At 34.6% G+C, this 16,949-nt stretch carries 17 protein-coding genes; 13 read left to right on the top strand and 4 right to left on the bottom strand.

Features of this window, described 5'->3' with window-relative positions; genetic code table 11:
- Positions 1 to 5: 5 nt before the first annotated feature.
- From rsmA to M666_RS06800, 10 genes are all read left to right on the top strand, one after another.
- Positions 6 to 875: a 16S rRNA (adenine(1518)-N(6)/adenine(1519)-N(6))-dimethyltransferase RsmA gene (rsmA, locus tag M666_RS06845; RefSeq protein ID WP_024482016.1), complete on the top strand. Its 870-nt coding sequence runs from the start codon at positions 6 to 8 to the stop codon at positions 873 to 875.
- Positions 862 to 2,217, top strand: a complete 1,356-nt coding sequence (mgtE, locus tag M666_RS06840; RefSeq protein ID WP_029447247.1) for a magnesium transporter — start codon at positions 862 to 864, stop codon at positions 2,215 to 2,217. Before rsmA ends, mgtE begins: the two co-directional genes overlap by 14 nt.
- 133 nt (positions 2,218 to 2,350) lie before the next feature.
- Positions 2,351 to 3,874: a carbon-nitrogen hydrolase family protein gene (locus tag M666_RS06835; RefSeq protein ID WP_024482018.1), complete on the top strand. Its 1,524-nt coding sequence runs from the start codon at positions 2,351 to 2,353 to the stop codon at positions 3,872 to 3,874.
- Between the two features lie 231 nt (positions 3,875 to 4,105).
- Positions 4,106 to 4,687 (top strand): Crp/Fnr family transcriptional regulator, encoded by a 582-nt coding sequence (locus M666_RS06830; RefSeq protein WP_024482019.1) that lies wholly within the window; start codon positions 4,106 to 4,108, stop codon positions 4,685 to 4,687.
- An 87-nt stretch (positions 4,688 to 4,774) separates the two neighbouring features.
- On the top strand, positions 4,775 to 5,659 hold the full coding sequence (locus M666_RS06825) for an MBL fold metallo-hydrolase (protein WP_039325304.1): 885 nt from the start codon (positions 4,775 to 4,777) through the stop codon (positions 5,657 to 5,659).
- A gap of 71 nt (positions 5,660 to 5,730) precedes the next feature.
- Complete coding sequence (locus tag M666_RS06820; RefSeq protein ID WP_024482021.1) at positions 5,731 to 6,120, top strand: nuclear transport factor 2 family protein; 390 nt, start codon at positions 5,731 to 5,733, stop codon at positions 6,118 to 6,120.
- 185 nt (positions 6,121 to 6,305) lie between these two features.
- Complete coding sequence (locus M666_RS06815; protein WP_024482022.1) at positions 6,306 to 6,686, top strand: nuclear transport factor 2 family protein; 381 nt, start codon at positions 6,306 to 6,308, stop codon at positions 6,684 to 6,686.
- Positions 6,687 to 6,833: 147 nt separating this feature from the next.
- A complete protein-coding gene (locus tag M666_RS06810) occupies positions 6,834 to 7,775 on the top strand; it encodes a 2-hydroxyacid dehydrogenase (RefSeq protein WP_024482023.1) in 942 nt (313 codons plus the stop codon).
- Between the two features lie 86 nt (positions 7,776 to 7,861).
- Positions 7,862 to 8,248 (top strand): VOC family protein, encoded by a 387-nt coding sequence (locus M666_RS06805; RefSeq protein ID WP_024482024.1) that lies wholly within the window; start codon positions 7,862 to 7,864, stop codon positions 8,246 to 8,248.
- A gap of 55 nt (positions 8,249 to 8,303) precedes the next feature.
- Positions 8,304 to 8,654, top strand: coding sequence for a TM2 domain-containing protein (locus M666_RS06800; RefSeq protein WP_024482025.1), 351 nt, complete (start codon positions 8,304 to 8,306; stop codon positions 8,652 to 8,654).
- A gap of 73 nt (positions 8,655 to 8,727) precedes the next feature.
- On the opposite strand, the gene M666_RS06795 is transcribed toward M666_RS06800, so the two are convergent.
- The 3 genes from M666_RS06795 to M666_RS06785 all read right to left on the bottom strand — a co-directional run bounded on the left by M666_RS06795 (position 8,728) and on the right by M666_RS06785 (position 12,415).
- Positions 8,728 to 10,569: a lysophospholipid acyltransferase family protein gene (locus tag M666_RS06795; RefSeq protein ID WP_029447249.1), complete on the bottom strand. Its 1,842-nt coding sequence runs from the start codon at positions 10,567 to 10,569 to the stop codon at positions 8,728 to 8,730.
- A gap of 119 nt (positions 10,570 to 10,688) precedes the next feature.
- Complete coding sequence (locus M666_RS06790) at positions 10,689 to 11,939, bottom strand: aspartate kinase (RefSeq protein ID WP_024482027.1); 1,251 nt, start codon at positions 11,937 to 11,939, stop codon at positions 10,689 to 10,691.
- Entirely contained in the window at positions 11,936 to 12,415 is a 480-nt protein-coding gene (locus M666_RS06785; protein ID WP_024482028.1) for a GNAT family N-acetyltransferase, read from the bottom strand. Before M666_RS06785 ends, M666_RS06790 begins: the two co-directional genes overlap by 4 nt.
- Positions 12,416 to 12,602: 187 nt before the next feature.
- On the opposite strand from M666_RS06785, the gene fbp reads away from it, so the two are divergent.
- Complete coding sequence (gene fbp / locus M666_RS06780) at positions 12,603 to 13,613, top strand: class 1 fructose-bisphosphatase (RefSeq protein ID WP_024482029.1); 1,011 nt, start codon at positions 12,603 to 12,605, stop codon at positions 13,611 to 13,613.
- A gap of 60 nt (positions 13,614 to 13,673) precedes the next feature.
- On the opposite strand, the gene M666_RS06775 is transcribed toward fbp, so the two are convergent.
- Complete coding sequence (locus M666_RS06775; protein ID WP_024482030.1) at positions 13,674 to 14,096, bottom strand: tellurite resistance TerB family protein; 423 nt, start codon at positions 14,094 to 14,096, stop codon at positions 13,674 to 13,676.
- Between the two features lie 179 nt (positions 14,097 to 14,275).
- Here M666_RS06775 and M666_RS06770 point away from each other — a divergent pair, with 179 nt between their 5' ends.
- A complete protein-coding gene (locus M666_RS06770; RefSeq protein ID WP_029447250.1) occupies positions 14,276 to 15,292 on the top strand; it encodes a ligase-associated DNA damage response exonuclease in 1,017 nt (338 codons plus the stop codon).
- A 25-nt stretch (positions 15,293 to 15,317) separates the two neighbouring features.
- Positions 15,318 to 16,946, top strand: a complete 1,629-nt coding sequence (locus tag M666_RS06765) for an ATP-dependent DNA ligase (protein WP_029447251.1) — start codon at positions 15,318 to 15,320, stop codon at positions 16,944 to 16,946.
- The last annotated feature ends 3 nt before the right edge of the window (positions 16,947 to 16,949 follow it).

The raw sequence follows: 16,949 nt of genomic DNA, 5'->3' as shown, positions 1-16,949 counted from the left end.
AAATTATGGCTAAGAAAGATTTCAAAAAAAACAAAGCGATGTTTAATGCTAAGAAAGGCACTAAACCAAGCAGCCCTGTAAAAGCCAAAAAACATTTAGGACAACACTTTCTAAAAGATGAAGATATTGCCAGGCAAATTGCAGAAACACTAACTATAAAAGGCTATAAAAACGCTATTGAAATAGGCCCTGGAACAGGAGTACTAACTAAATATTTATTAAAGGAAGACGTAAATTTGGTGGCTATGGATTTAGATTCAGAATCTATAGTATACCTAAACAATAGTTTCTTTCTAGAGCATCCTGAATTTATTGGTAGAAAGCAAGAATTTAAGGTTATAGAGGCCGATTTTTTAAAGTATGATGTTACCACTTTGTTTGGTGATGAGCAGTTTGCAATAACAGGAAATTTTCCTTATAATATTTCTACGCAAATTGTATTTAAATTACTAGAAATACGGCATCTAGTACCAGAATTCTCTGGAATGTTCCAAAAAGAAGTGGCACAACGTATTTGTGAAAAAGAAGGCAGTAAAGCATATGGTATCCTATCCGTACTTGTGCAAGCATTTTTTGACGCCGAATATTTATTTACGGTACCGCCAACCGTTTTTGACCCACCACCAAAAGTAGAATCTGGAGTATTGCGTTTAACACGAAAAGAAAACCAAACATTGGCTTGCAATGAAAAATCGCTCTACAGAGTGGTTAAAGCTGCATTTGGGCAGCGTAGAAAAACAATTCGTAACAGTTTAAAAACATTCAACCTTTCTGATAGTCTTAGAGAAGATACTATCTTTGACAAGAGACCAGAACAGTTATCTGTTACTGACTTTATTTCACTTACAAACAAGATTGACAATGATACCGTTTAAACTCACTGAAGAGCTCATCGCTGACATAGAGAACTTTATCGAAACTAAAAACAATAGTGCTTTACTATCGCTTTTGGAAGATATTCACTATGCAGATATTGCTGAGATCATCAATGAGTTAAATGAAGACGAAGCTACTTACATTATCAAGCTTTTAGAGAGCGATAAAACATCTGATATTCTTACGGAATTAGATGATGATGTGCGTGAAAGTATTCTAGGAAATTTATCTGCGAAAGAAATTGCAGAAGAGCTAGATGAACTAGATACGGATGATGCTGCCGATATTGTTGGTGAGCTTCCAAAGGAAATGGTTCAGAGAGTTATATCTGAATTAGAAGACAGAGAGCATGCAAAAGATATTGTAGATCTTTTACGTTTTGATGAAAATTCTGCCGGTGGTTTAATGGCAAAAGAATTAGTAAAAGTAAACGAAAACTGGAATGTACTTACTTGTGTTAAAGAAATGCGGGTACAAGCAGAAAATGTGACACGCGTGCACTCCATCTATGTTGTAGATGACGAAGGTAAATTAAAAGGAAGACTCTCTTTAAAAGATTTATTGACCACCTCTACCAAAACACACATTAAAGACGTTTACATCGCAAAAGTAGATTATGTGAATGTAAATGAAAAACCAGAAGAAGTAGCTCGAATCATGTCTAAATATGATTTAGAAGCTATTCCTGTTATTGATGAAATTGGTCGTTTGGTAGGCCGTATTACTATTGATGATATTGTAGATGTTATCCGGGAAGAAGCAGAAAAAGATTATCAAATGGCTGCGGGTATTTCTCAAGATGTAGAAGCCGATGATAGTATTTGGGAATTAACTAAAGCACGTTGGCCTTGGTTACTTATTGGAATGATGGGTGGATTAGGAGCCGCTAGTATTATTAGTGGTTTTCAAGAAGCACTCACCAAATTTCCTGTCTTATTAATATTTATTCCCTTAATGCAAGCAACTGCTGGTAATGTGGGGGTACAATCTTCCGCAATTGTGGTACAAGGTTTAGCCAATGACACCATTAAAGGTGCTATTTGGGGCCGACTAGGAAAAGAACTTCTTTTAGGTTTAGTAAATGGCCTAGCTTTAGCCTTTGTTTTTCTAATCATCAGCCATTTTGGATTTAAAACCACGTATTTAGAATCTATTGCTGTAGGCATAGCCCTTGTTACTGTTGTTGTAAATGCCGCAGTAATTGGTACCTTTATTCCTATTTTCTTAAACAAAAGAGGCATTGATCCTGCTATTGCAACCGGTCCTTTTATTACCACCAGTAATGATGTTTTAGGGATTCTTATTTATTTTTCTATCGCCAAGGTTATTCTAGGGTTTTAAAAGCCAACAACTCTTTAAGCGTCAAGCAATCAGCGCATTTTATAGTAAATTTATATAAATAGCATTATTTATTAAATCTTTAATAAATACTATTGAAAAAAGTTGTAATCTTTGCGCAATAATTGCTTGCCTTATGATACGAAATATTGAAAATATAGAATTAGAATTCTTAACCATTGACGATTATCAAGCTTTGAAATCTGCAATGATTGAAACCTACCCCAATATGGAAAACTCCTATTGGAAAGAAAATTTAATTCAGAAGTTAATAAATGATTTTCCTCAGGGGCAAGTGGTCATAAAAGTGAATGGAAATTTAGCAGGCTGCGCGCTATCTTTAAGAGTAGATTACGCACAGTTTGACAGACCACACACCTATAGAGAAGTTACAGGTAATTACACCTTCAACACCTTAAAAAAAGATGGGGATGTGCTGTATGGGATTGAAGTATTCATAAAATCTGAATTTAGAGGCTTGCGCCTTGGAAGACGTTTATATGATTACCGTAAGGAACTTTGTGAGAGAGAAAACTTAAGAGGTATCATTTTTGGCGGTAGAATTCCTAATTATCACAAATACTCCAACGAACTTTCGCCTAAACAATATATTGAAAGTGTTAGACGCAAAGAAATTCATGACCCCGTTTTAAACTTTCAGATCTCCAACGACTTTCACCCTTCAAAAATCATGAAAGGGTACTTAGAAGGCGATGCACAATCTAATGAATATGCCGTTCTTTTAGAATGGGACAATATCTATTACCAAAAAACAAATACTAAAGCTGCTACCAATAAAAAAGTTATTCGCCTTGGACTTATTCAATGGCAGATGCGTAGCTATAAAAATCTTGAAGATTTAATGCAACAAGCAGAATTCTTTATCGATTCTGTATCTGGATACCGTTCAGATTTTGCTTTATTCCCGGAGTTTTTCAACGCTCCATTAATGGCAGAGAATAACCACCTAAAAGAATCTGATGCCATTAGAGAGTTGGCAAAGCACACCTCAGAAATAGTTAAAAAATTCTCAGAACTAGCTATAACTTATAACATTAATATTATTACAGGAAGTATGCCTGAAATTATTGATGACCGTTTGTACAATGCAGGTTATTTATGCAAGAGAGACGGTACTACAGAGCGTTATGAGAAATTACATGTTACTCCAGACGAAGCCAAAGTTTGGGGCATGCAAGGCGGCTCTGAGCTCCGCACGTTTGATACTGATTGTGGTAAAATTGGAATTTTGATTTGTTACGATGCTGAGTTCCCGGAACTAAGTAGACTTCTTGCAGATGATGGTATGGATATTTTATTTGTTCCATTTTTAACCGATACTCAAAATGGATACTCAAGAGTACGTCATTGCGCACAAGCAAGAGCTATTGAAAATGAATGTTATGTAGCCATCGCTGGTAGCGTAGGTAATTTACCTAGAGTAAATAACATGGACATTCAATACGCACAGTCCATGGTCTTTACTCCGTGTGATTTTTCTTTTCCTGCAAACGGAATAAAAGCAGAGGCTACGCCAAATACCGAAATGATATTAATCTGTGATGTAGATATAGATTTACTTAGAGAGTTAAATCAATTTGGAAGTGTAAAAAATTTAAGAGATCGCAGAAAAGATTTATTTGAATTAAGAAAAAAATAAATTAAAACACCGCACTATAGAAAGCATCAACATACTACAGTTGATGCTTTTTTTTATGCACCTTTATTAGCCACAGAGCCAATATTGTATAAAAAAATCGCTCTTATAAGCTCCCTGAACATTGCGCCATACTTTTACCATACAATCCAACAATTAAAATAATAATTTTTCATTAAATTTATACATCCTCCTATACCGCAATAACCAAAATACAAGCATTATATTTAAGGAATGTCTCTAGATCTTTTAAAGCAAAATATCACAAAAAACGTTCAACTCAATGATTCAGATCTTGAGACATTTTCTAATGCATTTTATCCCAAAACTATCGCTAAAAAGCAATTTTTATTAAAACAAGGGGAAATATGTAAGTTTGAAGGCTTTGTCACTAAAGGTTGTTTCAGGGTCTTCACCCTTGACTCTCAAGGTAAAGAACATGTATTATATTTCGCTATTAAAGATTGGTGGATTACAGATATTGATAGTTTCACTAATCAAAACAAATCTATATTATCCATACAGGCCATAGAGGATAGTGAAGCTTTATTGATAACTCACGAAAATAAAGAGCAGCTTTATCAGCAAATACCTTCCATTGAAAAACTTTTCAGAATCATGACACAAAAAACTTTAGTGTCATTACAGCGTAGGATGATTAGTAACTTAAGTCAAACAGCAGATGATCGCTACTTAAATTTTATTACCAAATACCCCCAAATAGCCCAAAAATTAACCAATCTTCAATTGGCCTCATATCTAGGAATATCGCATGAATTTTTAAGTAAAATTAGAAGTAAAACTGTTTCCAAATAATTTTTGTTTTTTCATTTATTGAACTTGTTCAATGTTTTCTTTTGTTCATCTATGCAATTTTGTAGCATCAAATTAAAACAACATACAATGAAAAATCTTATTTCAACAATAGTATTAACTACTTTAATTTTATGTAACATGGAAGCACAAGAAACACAAACAATTGCCACGAATAATTTTACACTACAGATTTACAATGCATCGGAAAATAGCTTTGGCGTTGCCTCTGTACTTGTTTCTGGCAAAAAAGATGCAATTTTAATAGATGCTCAATTTACATTGGCAGATGCAGAAAACGTTGTAAAATCTATTAAAGATTCAGGTAAAAATCTAAAAACAATTTTCATATCACACAGTGACCCAGATTTCTATTTTGGCCTGCAAGTATTTAAAAAATACTATCCAGAAATTACTGTATATGCAACACCTGCTACTGTAGACAACATTAAGGCTACCGCCCAAAAAAAATTGGATGTTTGGGGAGCTAAATTAGGTAGCGCAATCACTACAAATGTAATTTTACCTCAAGTATTAAAAGGAAGTTCTTTAGAATTAGAAGGCGAAAAACTAGAAATAATTGGCTTAGATAATTTCCCTGCAAAAACTTTTATTTATATCCCATCTAGCAAAGCTGTTCTTGGTGGCATCAATATATTTTCAGACAATTTTCATCTATGGATGGCAGACGCGCAAACTACAGAAGCTCGCAATTCATGGATATCAATTTTAGAAAAAATTGAGACCTTAAAACCAACAATAGTGATTCCAGCACATGGGAATTCTAAAACAACACTTAACTTATCTTCCGTAAAACACACTAAAGAGTACATTCAATTTTATGAAGAAGCACTCAAAACAAAACCTACTTCCACAGATTTAATTTCCATATTAAAAAAGCACTACCCAAAAGCTACTTTTGAAACGGCATTACAAATTGGAGCAAAAGTAAATACTGGAGAAATGAAATGGTAAGGTATCTAACAATAGGCATCTTGACAATGCTTTTATTCGCATTGTCAAGTTGTACTTTAAAATCTAAAAAGATGACAAACTTAGAAATAATTAGAAGTACTTACGAGGGTAAAACATCAGAAGAAAATGGAGCCAATTTAGAAAAATTTGTTGCGAGTGATATTCGTTGGACAGAAGCCAAAGGCTTCCCATACGCGGGTACCTATGTTGGAATAAAAGATATCACCAAAAATGTATTTTCAAGATTAGGGTCTGAGTGGGATGCCTATAAATTTACCCCAGAAGAATATGTGGCAACAGACAATACTGTTGTCGCTATTGGCACTTACTCAGGAGTCTATAAACAAACTAACAAGGCATTCTCTGCACGAGTAACACATATCTGGAAACTTAAAAATAGTAAAATTGTAAGTTTTGAACAGATTGTAGATAGTAAAACCGTCGTAGATGCTATGATTTAATTTAGCGCTATTATTGCGCATTAACAGCCACACCCTATAGTGGACCAACAACGATAGTCGATTTAGATCTGATTCAAACAGATTTAAATCGGCTATTGCTTTTTTCTCTTGTATTACAAATTTCATTTTTCATAGCGCTAAAATTATCGTATATTCTTATCCCACTTGCTTTATATTTAGAGATTATGACATCTATAGAACAGAACAAAAAAAATGCAGTAGCTTTCTATAAAACAGCATACGAAGGCAATCCAAAAATAGCTGTTGAAAAATATGTTGGAAAAGAATACATTCAACACAACCCTGCAGTTGCCAATGGTACTCAAGGCTTTATCGCCTATTTTGAAAAAATGCAATTAGCGTATCCAGAAAAATCTATTGAATTTGTTCGAGTGATCGCTCAGGATGATTTAGTAGCCCTCCACACCCATCAAGTATGGCCAGATAACGACCAATATGTTACGATGGATTTTTTTAGATTTGATCCTCAGGGTAAAATTTGTGAACACTGGGATGCTATTCAGCAAATACCCAAAACTTCAGAGAATCCAAATAAAATGTATTAGTCTATCGTTATTAAAAGAAGTATCGAATCTCAATTACGTATTTTAAGGTTGAAAAACAGCTTGACCTTACCAAAATCAGCAATTGTTGATTATATTTAGATTCTTTTTTCACGGAACTTAGTACTAAAAATATAACCAAATACAAGAATGCGCGTATTACATTTAGATGTGAATCACCCTTTAATTATCGAACAATTTAATGAATTAGGGTTTATAAACGAGGAAGATTACACCTCAAGCAAAGAAGAAGTAGAAGCAAAAATACATTTATACGATGGTATTATCATCCGCAGCAGATTTAGTCTTGACCACACTTTCTTAGAAAAAGCTACCCAGCTAAAGTTCATAGGAAGACTAGGCGCCGGCTTAGAAAATATAGACACAGCATATGCAAAGGATAAAAATATATTCTTAGCCGCAGCTCCTGAAGGAAATAGAAATGCCGTAGGAGAACATACTTTAGGCATGCTTTTATCTCTTTTCAACCATTTAAATAAAGCAGACCAAGAGGTAAGACACGGTAAATGGGACCGAGAAGGAAACCGTGGAATAGAATTAGATGGTAAAACCGTTGGTATTATTGGATACGGAAATATGGGGAAGGCTTTTGCCAAAAAACTCAGAGGGTTTGATGTAGAAGTACTATGCTATGATATTAAAGGCGGTGTTGATGATGATAATGCACGCCAAGTGGGGATTATGGAAATCAAACAAAAATGTGATATCATTAGTCTTCATGTACCGCAAACACCAAGTACCATAAATATGATAAACAAAGAATTTATCGATGGTTTTAGTAAAGACATTTGGATTTTAAACACCGCTCGAGGTAAGTGTATTGTAACGCAAGATTTAGTAGAAGCCTTAAAAAGCGGAAAAGTGTTAGGAGCAGGATTAGATGTATTAGAATATGAAAAAGCATCATTTGAAAACATGTTTTCAGAGAATGAGCTGCCCGAGGCGTTCAGCTATTTAATAAAAGCTCAAAATGTGATACTATCTCCGCATGTGGGCGGATGGACCGTGGAGTCTAAAATAAAACTAGCACAAACTGTAGTAGACAAAGTTAAAGCTAAGTTCAGCGCTTAGCTAGTGCTAAGGAAGAGCTTTCTAAACTCCCATATAGCGTAGTATTACAAAAACATCTTAAAGTGACGATCTAATAACAATTAATAATGAAAAATAGAGTTACAGGTTTAGGTGGATTCTTTTTCAAGACGAAAGACCCAGATGCTATTAAAAAATGGTACAACAACCATTTAGGATTAAATACAGATCAGTACGGCTGCACTTTTTGGTGGAAAGATAAAGAAGGTAATGATTGCAGTACGCAATGGAGCCCAATGAATCAAGACACCGATTACTATGAACCTAGCAAATCATCATTTATGATGAACTTCAGGGTAGAAAATTTAGTGGAGTTGTTAGCCATTTTAAAAGAGGAAGGAGTTACTATTGTAGGTGAAATTCAAGAGTTTGACTATGGAAAGTTCGGATGGATCCTTGATCCAGACGGCAATAAAATAGAACTTTGGGAGCCAATAGACGCTGAATTTCTGTGAGTTAGAAATTATTATTACATTTAGCACAGTTTAACAACAAATAACAATTCAACCAATGTCAGAAGAACAAAACAAATCAGAAAAAAATGCAAACGAGTTTGCAGATGAAGCCAACAAAACCGCTAATGAATTTGCAGCAGGTGCAAAAGAAGCTTTTTCAGGAGCAGCTGCAGGAGACGAAAACAAGAAAGTACTTGCTGGATTATTAGCAATATTTTTAGGAAGTTTTGGCGTACATAAATTTATATTAGGATACCAAAAAGAAGGTATTATACAACTTATTGTATCCGTAGTAACTTGTGGTTTCGGAGGCATTATTGGTCTTATTGAAGGAATCATCTATTTAACAAAATCTGATGAAGAATTTTACAATACATACCAAGTAGGAAGAAAGCCTTGGTTCTAATAGCACCACAACAGCTCAAAATAAAAAAAGCCAAATCGCAAGATTTGGCTTTTTTTGTACTATCCAAAAGATCTTAATTTTCAGGATCATTAGTAGTTAAATCTTGACCTGCCGCCATTTTTCGTTCTAGCTCTGCTTGAAACTCTTCCATTACTGGTCTAACCGTGTCTTCCGGTAAATCGGCTATCTTGATATACATCAATCCGTCTACAGAATTATTAAATAGCGGATCTACATTAAAAGCAACCACTTTAGCATTCTGTTTTATGTACTTTTTTATCAATACAGGCAAACGTAAACTTCCTGGTTCTACTTCGTCAATTAATTTATCAAACTTGTTTAAATCAGCCTGAGTTTCGTCAAACACAAATTCCTTATCAGCATCTTTAAGCTTTACCTTAAACTCCTTTTTAGGTCTTATGTACTGTGCCACATACGGATCCCAGTAGTTAGATTTCATAAACTCAATCATAAGAGATTTAGAAAAATTAGAAAACTGATTACTGATACTTACCCCACCAATTAAATACTTATATTCTGGAAAACGTAGTGTAGTATGTACAATTCCTTTCCAAAGCAAGAATAGCGGCATGGGTTTCTGTTGGTATTCTTTAACGATATAGGCACGTCCCATTTCTATAGACTCGCTCATCATCGCATACAGCTCTGGCTCTACTCTAAACAAATCTTGCAAGTAAAACCCATCAATGCCATACGCTTTGAATATTTCTGCGCCTAAGCCCATTCTATACGCTCCTACAATAGCTTTCTCTTGCTCGTCCCAAAGAAACAAATGATGGTAATAGGCATCAAACTGATCAAGATCAATAGAATTATTAGTTCCCTCCCCTATAGCTCTAAAAGTAACTTCTCTCTGTCTACCTATTTCTTGTAAAATGTTAGGCATATCACGCTCTACCGCTAAGAAAACTTCATAGTTTTTGCTCTGCAATAGCCTACATCCTTTGTCTCTTAATTTAATAATTTCTTCTTCCATCAGTTCTGGACTAATGGCCGAAGCAATTTTTCGAGGTGCCTTAGGCAATTTTAAAGAGGTGGGTATTTGCTCTCTTATTCTATCGGTTAAGCCTTCCTTTTCGTAGGCATTAGAAAGCATATAGGTTTTTCTACGAAGCAACTCCGTATACTCTTCTAAGCTCTGTTGTTCTTTCTGTACTTTGACCGCGATAGGTTGCCCTATTCGTACCTTTATAGGTCTATTCTTTTGTGTGAATACCTCTGATGGTATTTTGGCGGTTCTAAAAACATCATTCAATTTTGCCAAACGATAGAAAAGTCTACTGTTCTTAGCGTGAAAATAAATAGGCACAACAGGGACTTCTGCTTTTTTTATCAATTTTAAAGCAGCTTCTTCCCAAGGTCTATCTACAAGAAGTTTTCCATCTTTTAAGGTAGAAACTTCTCCTGCAGGAAATATACTTAAGGGATGGCCGTCTCTTAAATGCTGAAGCGCAGTTTTAAATCCTGACAAACTACTTTTTGCATTTTTATGAGACTCGAACGGATTTACAGGAACAATATAAGGCACTAAAGGCTCCATACGCTGCAGTAAGAAATTGGTCATGATTTTAAAATCAGGACGGTATTCCATCATTAACTTTATTAAGATAATACCATCAATAGCTCCTAACGGATGATTAGAGATAGTGATAAAAGCACCATCTTTTGGTAATCTTTTGAAATCCTCTTCGGGAATCTGAAAATCAATATCAAAATGTTTTAAAATAGCATCCGGATAGGCCTGACCTTCTAAATGTTTGATTGTGTCATAAAACCGATTAATACTAGAAATTCTAGTCACTTTCATAAGAACCCATCCTATAAAAGTGCCTAGAAAGCCATATTTATCTATATTTATTGCTTTTGCAACTTCTTTTGCGGTTACTAAACCCATATTATCTTACCCATTTTCCTGAATGCTAATATAGGAAAATCGTTACTTGGCAATTAAGTTTTAATTTCTTTTTTGAAAAAAGAAGACTTTTTACATGTTTACTATTGATAGTCAAAAGGTTACTTCACAACTAATTGCACCGTTTCTTTACCGCGCTGTTCTAATAAAATTTCCTTACCATTTTGCAAGGAGGTAATAGCCTCAGTATCAAAGTGACGAATCGTATATAAAGAAACCTCTTCTTGATGGTTTACTTTAAATTTTCTTTTTAAAATCTCTAGTAAATCATTTAAGCGCCCAAATTTATTATCGACACACACAGAAAAACTGATCGCAGAATTCTGAATAAGATCTACTTTCATTTTATGGTCATGAAATAATTTAAACAGCTCACTGATACTATCTTCTACAATGAATGAGAAATCTAAAGAAGATAACTTCATTAAAACTTGATTCTTTTTCACGATAAAACATGGTACTTTTGGCTCTATGCCAGGACCTTTCCCCACCGTAGTTCCTGCATTTTTAGGTTCTAAAAAAGACTTTACAAGTAAAGGAATTTCTTTTCGTTGTAAGGGCTGTAATGTTTTAGGGTGAATTACTGATGCACCATAAAAAGCTAATTCAATAGCCTCCCTATAAGAGATTTGATTTAATAATTGAGCATTATCAAAATATCTAGGGTCTGCATTCAACACTCCAGGTACATCTTTCCAAATGGTAACCGCAGTGGCGTTCAAACAATAGGCTAAAATAGCCGCAGAATAATCGGAACCTTCTCTACCTAAAGTAGTGGTAAAGTTATTGTCATCGCTGCCAATAAATCCTTGAGTTATATAAAATTTACTTTTATCAATTCCTTTTGAAATATTTTCCTGCGTTTTTTCCCAATTGATAGCAGCATCTCTATAATTATCATCCGTTTTAATATAATCACGAACATCTAACCATGTATTATTAATACCTACTTCATTTAAATACGCACTTAAAATAGTGGTAGAAACCAATTCTCCATACCCTATAACTTGGTCATAGACAAAGCTGTGCTTTGGCGATTTATTCCACGCAAGAAATCCTTGAACTTCATCAAAAAGTTCCTTTATTTTTTTAAATATAGGATGTTTGTCATTTTCAAACAAATCCATTAAAATATCATTGTGGTATTTAAGAACATCTTGGATTGCAGCAGCAACTTCAGATTTATCTCTAAAATAACTCGTAACAACCGTTTCCATAGCATTGGTTGTTTTACCCATTGCAGAAACTACTATTAGTGTATGCTCATAACCTACTTGCTCTAAAACACTCACTAAATTTTTTACCCCATCAGCATCTTTTACAGATGCACCTCCAAATTTAAAAATTCTCATATATTGGCTATATAATTTTTAATACCATTTTCATCTAATTGAACCACGTCCCAATCGCGCATTACATTTGCGCCTTTACTTTCGTAAAATTTAATAGCGGGTTCATTCCAATCTATAACTTCCCAGTTTATTCTTTTTACACCTAAGCCATGACCGTATGTAACCACCTCATTTAACAATGCAGTTCCCATACCAGTTCCACGCATAGACTCCGTTACTATTAAATCCTCTAAATGAATAATAGGTCCTTTCCAAGTAGAGTATCTATTATAGACCAATGCCATTCCTTTAATTTCATTACCTACTTCACCCACAAAACAGTGGAATAGTGGATTAGCACCAAAACCATCTCTAATTAAGTCGTCTAAAGTAACCTCAACGGCATTTTCTTCCTTTTCAAACACAGCAAGCTCGTTAATCAAGGATAAAACTTGATCCATGTCTTCTTTTTTTGCTTCTCTTATTGAAAATTTCATCACTCTTTTTTTTAGATTTTAATAATCATAGGCTAGATTTATTTCTCTATTCTCAATATAGCGCCCAACCTCTTTTTTATTGTTACAAATATAACATGAAGTTACAAATTTAAAAAACATAAATTGAACGAAAACGTTGTAGTATCACAAAAAAGACGATATTTGTAGGTAAATAAACACTACAATCATGACTAAACAATACAAAACTCTTGGAGAGTTTATTATTGAAAATCAAGACTCTTTTAAATACTCATCTGGTGAACTATCTAGATTATTAAACGGATTACGATTAGCAGCTAAAGTTGTAAATCACGAAGTTAATAAAGCCGGATTAGTAGATATTCTTGGAGAAGCAGGAGATCAAAACATTCAAGGTGAAAATCAACAAAAATTAGATGTTCTAGCTAATGAAAAGTTTATACAAACTTTAAAAAAGAGAGAAATTGTTTGCGGAATTGCTTCTGAAGAAGAAGATGACTTTATAAGTATTAATAGTTTTGACAATCAACATCAAAACAAATATGTGGTACTTATAGACCCACTTGACGGCTCTTCAAATATTGATGTCAATGTCTCTGTTGGAACTATATTTTCTATTTACAGACGTGTTACTCCAGTGGGCACGCCTGTAACCATTGAAGACTTTCTTCAACCAGGTGTAAACCAAATTGCAGCAGGTTACATTATTTATGGTACTTCTACTATGTTGGTCTATACTACTGGTGATGGCGTAAACGGATTTACATTAAACCCAGCATTAGGTACGTTTTATCTATCGCATCCTAACATGAGTTTCCCTGAGAATGGTAACATATATTCTGTAAATGAAGGTAATTATGTACATTTTCCACAAGGTGTAAAAGATTATATTAAATATTGCCAAAAAGAGGAGGATGACAGACCTTATACATCTCGTTACATTGGATCTTTAGTTTCCGATTTTCACAGAAACATGATCAAAGGAGGTATTTACATGTACCCTAAAAGTAGTGTTGCTTCTGAAGGAAAACTTAGATTATTATATGAATGTAACCCTATGGCTTTTATTGCAGAACAAGCTAATGGATTAGCTAGTGATGGAAAAAATAGGATTATGGAGGTAAAACCAACAGAACTACACCAACGTGTTCCTTTCTTTTGCGGTAGCCGAAACATGGTGGAAAAAGCAGAAGAATTTATGAAAAATGCAAATGCATAATTTAATAAGTTGAAACTAAAAAAGGGGCTAAAAGCCCCTTTTTTTTATTCCTATATTATCTTATTTCTTAACTAAATAAAGGTAATCTTCAAAATCTAATCGACCACCAAAAATCTGCACTGAGCGCTTAATTAATTTGGTTGCCGCTTCCGAAGAGTATCCTAAGCCAATAGCATACTTATTCACCAAGGTCATTTCTTCTTCATCTATCTCGTGATCTGCAAAAACAATTCGAAACAAATCATACAAACGCTCTAAACGTTCTTCTGATGTAGAAGGAGGATTAATAGGGTATTTATTATCAGACTTTAAAACCTCAGCATATTCTGCATCCGTAATATCTAATTTTCTAGCAAACCGATCTAATAAAACTTTTTCCTGAGGATTAACTTCACCATCTACAGCTGCTAAAGATGCAATTGATGAAAAATGAGCTAAATTTCTTCTATGCTCGCCACTGCTATATAAATCTACAAAAGACATAATCTATTTTTTATTTGAGCACAAATATAATTTTTTAGGAGTCATTTTTTACAATAAAACCGATTATTTTGGCTCTTAGTAAGTTGTACGGTGGTTTCCTCAACTATTTACTACCAATAGACTTTAAGTCAATTATCTAAATAATCATCAAAGAAATAATTTTGTAATTTCACAAGGCTATGAAAAATCCATTACTACAATTTACCGATAAAGGTATTTATTGCAGTGTCGCCAAAGTATATCTAGATCCTTGGAAACCCGTTGATAAAGCTATTATCACTCATGGTCATGCAGATCATAGCCGCTATGGACACAAAAGCTACATTACACATCATAGAAATGTACCAATTATAAGGCACAGACTAGGGGAAATAAATGTATCTGGAGTAGCATGGGGACAAACCTTTACTATAAATAATGTGAAATTTAGCCTACACCCAGCAGGACATATTATTGGTTCTTCACAAATACGCGTAGAACACAAAGGAGAAGTGTGGGTGTTTACAGGTGATTATAAAACTGAAAACGACGGAATATCTACACCCTATGAAGTCGTAAAATGTGATTCGTTCATTACAGAATGCACTTTTGGATTACCTGCCTTTAAATGGACACCACAAGAGGAAGTGATGGATTCTATTAACAATTGGTGGCTAGAAAACCAAGCAGAAGGAAAAACATCGATACTTTTTGGATACAGCCTAGGTAAAGCGCAACGTCTATTAAAATATTTGAATCCCGATATAGGCAAAATATACACCCACGGTGCCATAGAAAACATGACCGAAGTATTACGGCCACTGGTAGATTTCCCGGCAACAACACTAATCACTAAAGAAACCAAAAAACAAGATTTGCTGGGCAACATGGTACTAGCCCCTCCCAGTGCACACGGCAGTACGTGGATAAAAAAAATGGTGCCTTACGTTACAGGATCTGCCAGTGGCTGGATGACCTTTAGAGGGGCAAGACGCCGAAGAGCAATAGACAAAGGATTTGTCCTCAGCGATCATTGTGATTGGACAGGTTTATTAGAAAGTATAAAAGCTACTGGTGCCGAAAAGGTAATTTGTACACATGGCTATTCAGATATCTTTTCAAGATACTTGCGAGAACAAGGGTATGATGCCAGAACCGAAGAAACACAATACGGAGAAGAAGAAACCACAGAAATAGAAGAAAAAATAATTGCTTAGAACACCTTAGCTTGAATTTTACCGCATGAAGAATTTTGCATCACTTATTAAAACCTTAGACAGCACAACCAAAACAAATACAAAGGTTGCTGCTCTAGCTGAGTATTTTGCAAAAGCGAGTGATACAGATAAGGTGTGGACCATCGCTATCTTATCACATCGAAGACCTCCAAGACCGGTAAATACCACCTTGTTGAGACAATGGGCTTCAGAATTATCCAATATCCCTTTATGGCTTTTTGAAGAGAGTTATCATATTGTGGGTGATTTAGCAGAAACTATAGCCCTAGTAATTCCATCCAATCCTTTACAAACGGACAAATCGCTCACGGAATTTTTAGAAGAAATGATTCTTTTAAAAAAGAAGTCCGAAGAAGAGAAAAAAGAATACCTCTATAACAACTGGAAAGCATTAGATTATTATGAACGTTTTGTTTTTACCAAATTAATTACTGGAGGTTTCCGAATTGGTGTAAGTCAAAAATTAATGACAAAGGCCTTATCTAAAGCTACAGAAATAAATGAGGATATATTAGCCTATAAATTGATGGGGAATTGGGATCCTAAAACAATTACTTTTCAAGAACTGATATTAGAGGAAAATGAAAATGACTACCTATCAAAACCATATCCTTTTTATTTAGCTTATGCTATTGAAAATGAAGTACATGATCTGGGTGATGTGCAAGAATGGTCTGCAGAACATAAATGGGATGGTATACGCTCACAAACCATATTTAGGAATGACGAATTATTTGTATGGAGTCGCGGAGAAGAATTAGTAACCGATAAGTATCCTGAATTAGAAAAACTTGTTGGTATTATTCCAAACGGGACCGTCATTGATGCGGAAATTTTACCCTACGCCAATAACATCATCGGCACTTTCAATGATTTGCAAACTAGGATTGGAAGAAAAACGGTTTCTAAAGCACTGCTAAAAAAAACACCCGTAATCCTTAAAGCCTATGATATTTTAGAATGGGAAGGGAATGATATTCGCCAACTACCATTTATAGAAAGAAGGGAGCTATTAGAGAAATTATTTCAAACTATTATAACTATAGAGGGCCTACCTTTCCAAATTTCAGAAACAATAAATTGCTCCACTTGGGAAAAGGTTGCGAAAGAAAGGGAACGGGCACGAGAAATGCATAGTGAAGGTTTAATGCTCAAAAGAAAAGATTCTCCCTACTTGGTAGGTAGAAAAAAGGGCGATTGGTGGAAGTGGAAAGTAGACCCACTAACAATTGATGCCGTATTAACCTATGCTATGCGCGGACACGGAAGAAGAAGTAATTTATTTACCGATTATACTTTTGCGCTCTGGAATACAAACGAGGAAGGAGAAAAAGAGCTGGTCACTTTTGCAAAAGCCTATTCCGGACTTACAGATGCAGAGTTCCGTAAAGTAGATGCTTGGATTAAAAAGAATACACTTGAACGTTTTGGCCCCGTAAGAAGTGTTACCCCACATCATGTATTTGAAATTGCTTTTGAAGGAATCGCTTTATCAAAAAGGCATAAAAGCGGCATTGCTACGCGATTCCCTAGAATTATACGCTGGCGACATGATAAAAAAATAGAAGATGCCAATACTATTGAAGATTTAAAAAGCTTAATCCCAAGTACAAGTATTACGACTACCGAATAATTA

Origin of the sequence: Cellulophaga baltica 18, assembly GCF_000468615.2 — a bacterium.
Classification (GTDB): domain Bacteria; phylum Bacteroidota; class Bacteroidia; order Flavobacteriales; family Flavobacteriaceae; genus Cellulophaga; species Cellulophaga baltica.
Note: the sequence above shows the minus strand (reverse complement) of the source record. Positions and strands in the feature narration are given on the sequence as shown.